6 protein-coding genes and 2 pseudogenes are annotated in these 7,371 nt (G+C 45.7%); 1 reads left to right on the forward strand and 7 read right to left on the reverse strand.

The annotated features are described in order from the left end of the window. Both aceE and B4H32_RS06170 read right to left on the reverse strand, forming a co-directional pair. Positions 1 to 1,146 (reverse strand): annotated as a pseudogene (aceE, locus tag B4H32_RS06165) (pyruvate dehydrogenase (acetyl-transferring), homodimeric type); the annotation flags it as partial. Positions 1,147 to 1,350: 204 nt separating this feature from the next. Next, positions 1,351 to 2,052: a M23 family metallopeptidase gene (locus tag B4H32_RS06170; RefSeq protein WP_004683540.1), complete on the reverse strand. Its 702-nt coding sequence runs from the start codon at positions 2,050 to 2,052 to the stop codon at positions 1,351 to 1,353. A 106-nt stretch (positions 2,053 to 2,158) separates the two neighbouring features. On the opposite strand from B4H32_RS06170, the gene B4H32_RS06175 reads away from it, so the two are divergent. Further along, the gene (locus B4H32_RS06175) at positions 2,159 to 2,599 is read left to right on the forward strand and encodes a hypothetical protein (protein ID WP_004683542.1); all 441 of its coding nucleotides are present in this window, start codon (positions 2,159 to 2,161) and stop codon (positions 2,597 to 2,599) included. Between the two features lie 97 nt (positions 2,600 to 2,696). On the opposite strand, the gene lpxC is transcribed toward B4H32_RS06175, so the two are convergent. The 5 genes and pseudogenes from lpxC to B4H32_RS06200 form a co-directional block, all read right to left on the reverse strand. Further along, a complete protein-coding gene (gene lpxC, locus B4H32_RS06180; protein WP_004679015.1) occupies positions 2,697 to 3,599 on the reverse strand; it encodes a UDP-3-O-acyl-N-acetylglucosamine deacetylase in 903 nt (300 codons plus the stop codon). 111 nt (positions 3,600 to 3,710) lie between these two features. Further along, positions 3,711 to 4,892 (reverse strand): cell division protein FtsZ, encoded by a 1,182-nt coding sequence (gene ftsZ / locus B4H32_RS06185; protein WP_004683544.1) that lies wholly within the window; start codon positions 4,890 to 4,892, stop codon positions 3,711 to 3,713. Positions 4,893 to 5,057: 165 nt separating this feature from the next. Continuing rightward, positions 5,058 to 6,320, reverse strand: coding sequence for a cell division protein FtsA (gene ftsA, locus B4H32_RS06190; protein WP_004769958.1), 1,263 nt, complete (start codon positions 6,318 to 6,320; stop codon positions 5,058 to 5,060). A gap of 67 nt (positions 6,321 to 6,387) precedes the next feature. After that, complete coding sequence (locus tag B4H32_RS06195) at positions 6,388 to 7,245, reverse strand: cell division protein FtsQ/DivIB (protein WP_004683548.1); 858 nt, start codon at positions 7,243 to 7,245, stop codon at positions 6,388 to 6,390. A 3-nt stretch (positions 7,246 to 7,248) separates the two neighbouring features. Then, positions 7,249 to 7,371, reverse strand: a pseudogene (locus tag B4H32_RS06200) (D-alanine--D-alanine ligase); the annotation flags it as partial.

Raw genomic sequence — 7,371 nt, forward strand, 5'->3', positions numbered from 1 at the left:
AACGGTTGGCTGTCCATTGCTCTTGGTTGCCTCCGCATAGGCGGCATAGACCTTGTATGGATCATGTCCACCACGGTTGAGTGCATCAATATCTTCATCACTGAGATTCTTGACCAGTTCAGCCGCTTCTAGATATTTGCCAAAGAAGTTTTCACGGGCATAGGCACCACCTTTCACCTGATAGCGCTGGTAATCGCCATCCACTGCTTCTTCCATGCGTGCCTTTAATGCCCCTGAACTGTCTTGGGCAAGTAACGGGTCCCAGTGGCGACCCCAGACCACCTTAATCACACGCCAGCCTGCACCACGGAAAATAGATTCCAGTTCCTGAATAATCTTGCCATTGCCCCGCACTGGTCCATCCAGACGCTGCAAGTTACAGTTCACCACCCAAACCAAATTATCCAGCTTCTCACGACCTGCCAGTGAAATGGCACCCAGGCTTTCAGGCTCATCCATTTCTCCATCACCCAGATAAGCCCAAACCTTGCGGTCTTCTTCCTTGATCAGGCCACGATTCATCAGGTATTTTTGAATGTGTGCCTGATAGATCGACATAATGGGGCCAAGCCCCATCGACACCGTTGGGAACTGCCAATAGTCAGGCATCAGGTAGGGATGCGGATAACTTGGGAGACCATTACCCCCCACTTCACGGCGGAAATTATTGAGTTGTTCTTCAGTTAAACGGCCTTCCAGAAAAGAACGCGCGTAGATACCAGGTGCACAATGGCCCTGATAATAAATCATGTCACCGCCGAAATTATCCGAGGCGGCACGGAAGAAATGGTTAAAGCCCACATCATACAAGGTGGCGGAGGATGCGAAGCTGGCAAGATGCCCACCGAGGTCATCCCCCGTTTTATTGGCACGCAACACCATCGCCAGGGCATTCCAGCGAATCAGGGCGCGAATACGGCGCTCCATGTCCTGGTCACCTGGCATCGCAGGTTGCTCTTCAACTGAAATGGTGTTGAGGTAAGGTGTATTGAGACGTTGGATTGGAACATGTTTTGCAATTGCCCGTTGATATAGTTTTTCTAGTAAGAAAGCGGCGCGTTCCGTGCCCATATGTTGTAGTACTGAATCAAATGCTTCTTGCCATTCCTGGGTTTCCTGCGCGTCAGAGTCGCCATAAAACGCCATACAATTCACCTTTTCCCTTAAGTCATTTTGTCGGTACTATTTCTATCATGTTTTACTTTGATAAGGGTATTGCCCCAGATGAATATAAAACTCCTTATTATTTTCTTACTAAATAGTCATTGACCTAATTCAAACAAAAATAAAAAAAATCGCCAATAAAGGCGATTTTTCAGAGTATTTATATACAACTATTAACAAATTAAATTACGGTAACATTGCAAGATAGGTTGATGGATTTTTACGTTGACCATCCTTAACCACTTCAAAATGTAAATGTGGTCCTGTACAACGGCCTGTACAACCGACATTGGCAATATGCTCACCTGCATTGATACGGTCGCCTGCATTCACCAATAGGCGTGATGCATGGGCATAGCGAGTGATATAGCCATTGCCATGATCAATTTCAACATATTGCCCATAACCTGTACCCCAACCCGATTTGGTTACCACACCTGCACCTGTAGAGTAGATTGGTGTACCTGATGGTGCCGATAAATCAACACCTGAATGATGACGGGTTGAACCCAGTAAGGTTCGGGTTCCCCAAGTGGAACTCACACGTCCTTCCTGTAATGGATGGCTCACCATCCACGAATAACCTGTGTTTGCAGAGAATGTCGGTGCATTGTCCTGAGGGGAGATTGCTGAACGACCATACTTCTTCTCTATGGTTGCGTTGTTTAGTTCAATGGTTTTTTCACGTAGTTTAACAGACACGTTCGAAATGGCTGGCAGATCCAGATCATCTGGATGAGTATATGAACCCTGTGCCAAGGTTTGCGACAACTGTTCTAAACGGTCACCCTCTGTTGCCTGGGTGATATTCTGGTAGTCTGCAAAAGCAACTGAAGCAGCTGAAGCAGCCAATGAAAATGCGAGTAAAATACGACGCGTATGATGCATAAAAAACCTCTTGAAACCGTCCTTTAAAAGTCCCTTTATCATCTGTTCCTTGATCAGAGTCGAACTAAACGCTTAAGATGGACACACAACCTCCGAGGAAGTTTACATGTCTGAACCTAGCAACGTTTTTCAACAGAAAGGACAACACATAAAAACTGGAAACTTAACGTTTCTAACGACGCAAGTTACCCAATGGAAACAACTTACCAAAATTATTCAACCCTTGCTGCCCCAACCAGAGCAATGGCAGGTTGTTTGTTATCAACATGGTGTCTTGACCATAACTGGTGAAAATCAAGCGATGATTAGTCAACTCAGCTATTTACAAAGCAACTACGTTGCGCAGTTAGCTCAATTAGAAAGCCTCAGGGAATTACGAAAAATTCAAGTTCGCCTAAGAAACAAAATGAATGTTCTTCGTGAACCTCCTCGACTATCTAAAACACTTTCTTCAGAAACCCAAGAGCAGTTACGCAGCGCCGCTGAATATGTGAGCGATGCTAAGCTTAGCCAAGCTTTACTACGTTTGGCAAGCAATAAAAAGTAAATCGCTTATCTTAAACATTGCAATACAAATCTGCTGATGTGACAAAAATCTCAGTTTACATTGATACAATATAATGTTACCAAGAAAAGACAATGACTTATATCACACTCACATAAGGAATCGGACAGTCATTCTCGTTATTAAATGTTACAATTTCATAGCAGTCTGGATCATTCTGAACATTGCGCAACAACTGGTTATTCAGCGCATGCCCTGATTTATAACCATCAAACTTGGCAATCACCTGATGTCCCAGCAGATACAGATCACCAACTGCATCCAGAATTTTATGCCTTACAAACTCATCTGCAAAACGCAGTCCTTCTTCATTGACCACGCCTGTATCATCAACGCCAATGGCATTTTCCAGGCTAGCACCAAGTGCCAGATTGTTGGCTTTCAAGTAATCCAGGTCTTTCATAAAACCAAAGGTTCTTGCCTCACTCACTTCATAAACAAATGTTTCCGTTGAGAAATCAATGGTGGCCGACTGGTATTCCTTGGCAAAAGCAGGATGGTCAAAATCAATAGTGAAATTCAGCTGAAAACCTGCATGGGGGGTAAAGATCGCACGCTTATCATCAAGCAATGCCTCAACAGGTTTTAAAATGCGAATAAACTTTTTGGCGGCATCTTGCTCGGCAAGTTCACCCTGCATGAGCAAATAAATAAATGGTCCCGCACTTCCATCCATGATGGGTACTTCAGAGGCAGACACCTCAACAATCAGGTTGTCGATGCCAAGCCCTGCTATCGCACTCATGACATGCTCAATGGTTCCCACTTTAATGTCTTCACGGACAAGGTTGGAACACATGAATGCTTCCTGGATCAGCAAGGCATTTGCAGGGATGTCAACAGGTGGGTTCAGGTCAATGCGGCGAAAGACAATGCCTCCATCAATATGGTGTGGAACAAAATTGATCAGCACTTTTTGACCACTGTGCAGACCAATACCGCTCGCTTTCACCACACGTTTAAGAGTACGTTGTTTCACCATGCCATGCTAACTTCATTTGCAAAAACCGCTATAACTTAGCATATTTTGCCATTTTTAAAAAATAAAAAAGGGAGCAATTATTTGCCCCCTTTCTCTAAACATATGATTTTATTATTTACGCTGTTGATTTTTCAGATAGTCTTGAATACTCATTGGTGATGACCTTGGTGTAGAACTTGGCGCTACTGTCGCAGGCGCCTCTACATTTGCACGCTTACTGATCGCAGGTACATCATCTTCATCCACAGGTTGTTGGGTTTGAGCGATTGTTGTTGGCGTATGAGTGACTGTACGTTTTTTGGGTTCGGTATCATTCGCATTACGTGTCAAACCTGTTGCAATTACAGTCACACGCAGTTCATCACGCGCATCAGGATCAAACACTGTACCATAGAAAATTTCACCTTCATCCAAATCAACAATCTGGTTGACTACTTCTGAAATAATGTCAATTTCGCGTCCAGTAATATCTTCGCCACCTGTGATATTCACCAAGGCACCTTTTGCATTGGTGAGGTTCACATTATCAAGCAACGGACTACGGATAGCCTGTTCAGCCGCCTGACGAGCACGATCTTCACCACGTCCTGTACCCGACCCCATCATTGCGTAACCGCGAGTACTCATAGCTGTTTTCAGATCAGCGAAGTCGAGATTCATATGACCATGGTTCACTACAAGATCAAAAATACTCCGTACCGCATTAAGTAATACATCATCTGCCTTTTTATAGGCATCTTTCATTGAAATATCACCATAAACGCTCAGTAAGCGTTGGTTTGGAATAATAATCAATGAATCAACATGCACTTCTAAAGCTTCAATACCTTTTTCTGCTAACTTTTGGCGGCGACGACCTTCAAAATTAAACGGGGTCGTTACAACACCAACTGTCAGAATCCCCATTTCTTTGGCGACCTCTGCAACCACTGGAGCGGCACCTGTACCCGTACCGCCACCCATACCCGCGGTGACAAAGACCATATCTGTGCCTTCAAGGTGCTGGCGAATCACTTCACGACTCTCTTCACCAGAAATTTGCCCCATCTCTGGTTTACCACCACAACCTAAACCACGTGTACTTTGTTCACCAATCTGAATTTTAAAAGGTGCATTCATGCTATCCAGTGCCTGTTTATCTGTATTGGCACAGACAAACTTTACACCCTGAATGTCAGACTGCACCATGTGCTGGACAGCATTACCACCACCACCGCCAACCCCAAATACTGTGAAACGGGCTTGACCGTTGTCATCGTCTAGTTCATCTTCTATAAATTCAAATGAGGCCATGACCTTTAGATTTCCTAATATATAAATGGCAGTTACTTCAGCCCGTTACTGCCCTGATTTTTAAAACAACTGATGTTTAGGATGCTGTTCAATAATACCGAGCTTGTCAAGTCCAGTGACTTACGATTACAACTTCCTAACAATTTCCCCCAAAATCCCTACAACTTAAAAGATCGCTTTCAGTTTGCTGTTCAATGCGTTCCAGCCATTGGCAACCCGATCCATAAAGCTACGGTCATTTGCTTCTTCTGGCTCCTCCACCGCATCCTGCAAGTCACTCTGGCTAAACATCAGCAAACCCGCAGCCGTTGCGTACATGGAACGGCGCAAGGCTGGCAAGTGCTGGTCATCGGCATAAACCTGCAAGGGTGGATTACCGAGGTGTGCGGACACTCCAAGCATACGGCGGGCCAAATTGACCATACCCTCAATCTGGCAGGCATCGCCTGTAAGCACCACCCCATGATACAAGCCATGAATCGCGCCACTATGTTCCAGCTCTTCACGAATTGAGGTGAAGATTTCTTCATAACGTGCAATGATAATTTCTGCAAGCTCAATGCGACTGATGGTTTGTGTGCCATCAATGCCCTGCACCTGAATCATGTGGTCTGGCTTCACCACACTCAGGTCTACACAGCCATGCAGAATCTTGATACGTTCGGCTTCTTCAGTGGTGGTCTGTAAAACAGCGGCAATATCGCGGGTCACATTTTCACCACCACGTTGCAAGGTACGTACTAATGCCAAACGCCCATCAAGATAGACGGCGAGATTGGTAGTGCCAGCGCCAATATCAACCAAACACACGCCATATTCTTTTTCATCTTTGAGCAAACTAGCTTCAGCCGTAGCTAAACTAGATACCACCATTTTCTCTACCCCGATATTCGCACCTTTCATGGCACGATCAAGGTTTTGCATGGTACTAATCGGCATCATCATCAATTGATAATGCCCTGTCATGCTATGCGCCGACATATTAACTGGGTTCTGCACCCACTCACCAGAGTTGCCCAGCTCAAAACCAAGCGGCACCGCACTGGCCAGATAATAGTCTGGCGAGATATGGCTGGCTTTTGCCAGTTCCAAAGCCCGCACCACTTCATTGGTTGTAATAATATGATCATGGTTGGACACAGGGGTACGGCCCGAAGCATAAAAACTCTGCAACTCTGTACTTGGAATGGACACCCACGCACTGTGGATACGGCACTCTGCCATATCCTCGGCCTCAGATACCGCATTTTTAATGGCGGCAATCACCTTGTCCAGACTGACAATCTTGCCTTTAACCATACCTCGGTTGCGAGCAGTTGCCATGCCAATGACCTGAATCTTATCTGGCGCATGGATCTTACCAATCAAGACTGAGACCTTATGGGTCCCAATATCAATCGCAACAACTGAGGGAACAGCTTCACTCATTACTTCAATACCATATCTTTTGTTGTGTAGTACGGGGGAAAATCTCCCGTTATTTTTAAGCCACGTATTATGGCTTTGCCTGAATTGCACCTGCAAGCTTTGTGTCATCAATCGTTACAACTAACTGACCATTGACAATCTTGGGCGGTGCCGCGTTCTTCCACTGAATGGCAAGGCCATTGCGGTAACGCAGGTCAATCGCCGAGATGTTTGACCATACAGGTTTAAGATCCGTTTGTGCCAAATGGCTGAGTCGCTGCAACTTGTTCATGGTCTGGTCCTGATCCACAATGATACGCAGACCCGAATCAAACTGCATAAACCATGTCATGCGCTCGGTTAAATACAGTTCTTTTAAACGCAGGTTCGCTGGATGAAACAACTGGTTGATTTCATTATAGCGACGCATCATCATTTTGGATTGGCTGACTGGACCATGAAGCAGCGGCAGGTTTGGGTGTGTTTTAGGTAGCGCCTCGCTAAACACCTCACCGTTGTCACTAAGCAAACGCCCTGTTCCCCAGCGTGCAATTGCGTGGCGTGGCATCACCCGCACCCGAATCGCATTTGGCCAAGCTCGTGACACCACCACACGGTCAACCCATGAGACCTTTAAAGCCTGGTCCCGAATTTGTTCTAAATCTGAAGTAAAGTAGTTGTGTTTAATAATCGGATTTAAGTGCTGTGCCAGCTGTTGATTTTCAACATCTGAATTGGTCCCAACAATCTGCAATTGCGCCACGGTTGCATCAGTCATGACTTTATACAAGCCATAAAGACCGATTGTGAGCACAGCGAAAGCGATCAGCAACAGTATCCACCCTCCCGCATTCACCATTTTTTGCTTGGGTGATGGCGGTTTCTCATGGATAGAACTGATTGCTGCCCGTGGTTTGCGGCGCATGGATGCAGGAAGTTGAGCCATGAATTAAGCCGACTTCGCCAGGGTTTGCTCTAGGATCGCAACACACAGTTGATCAAAACCATAGCCCACCGCCTGGGCCGCCTTAGGCACCAAAGAGTGGCTGGTCATGCCTGGTACGGTATTCAC

The organism is Acinetobacter sp. UBA2063, assembly GCF_002333245.1.
Classification (GTDB): Bacteria; Pseudomonadota; Gammaproteobacteria; order Pseudomonadales; family Moraxellaceae; genus Acinetobacter; species Acinetobacter parvus.